The 623-nt window shown below is 62.1% G+C and carries 1 protein-coding gene; it reads left to right on the forward strand.

From position 1 onward, the window contains the following. The coding region (locus AC2FAK_RS22950; RefSeq protein ID WP_320708487.1) for an RHS repeat domain-containing protein at positions 1–623 on the forward strand (623 nt) is incomplete at both ends.

Genomic DNA, 623 nt, shown 5'->3' on the forward strand with positions numbered 1-623 from the left:
CGGTACCGGTCACGGATAACCGCCTGCAGCACTGGCAGGCGCTGTTTATGAAATACGACCACTGGGGCAACCTGGTCAGCCGCCGCAACGGACTGTATGAACAGCATTATGCGTATGACGCCGAGAACCGTCTGGTGTCCGCCCGCGGAACCGGGCCGGAAGGGCGGTTTGAGGCGCGCTATCACTACGACGCGCTGGGCCGCCGTACCCGCAAAATCGTCACCACCGCGCACGGCACCACCGTAACGCGCTTCCTGTGGCAGGGCTACCGTCTGTTGCAGGAGCAGCAGGAGAGCGGGCTGTGCAGTACGTATATTTATGACCCGAATGAAGCCTGGAGCCCGCTGGCGCGGGTGGATCATCTCCGAGACCAGAGCAGCGGTGAGATTTACTGGTTCAACACCGACCTGAACGGCGCACCGCTGGAGGTGACTGACGAGCGTGGTGCGGTACGCTGGAGCGGCCAGTACGGCAGCTTTGGCGAGGTACGCCATCAGAGCGAAGGGTTCTCACGGGTTGTGAACCGCACGGCGATGGCGCATCAACCGCTTCGCTATGCAGGGCAGTACGCTGACGGTGAAACGGGGCTGCATTATAACCTGTTCCGCTACTACGACCCGCAG

The sequence above is a fragment of the Enterobacter cloacae complex sp. 394F7 genome (assembly GCF_057320385.1).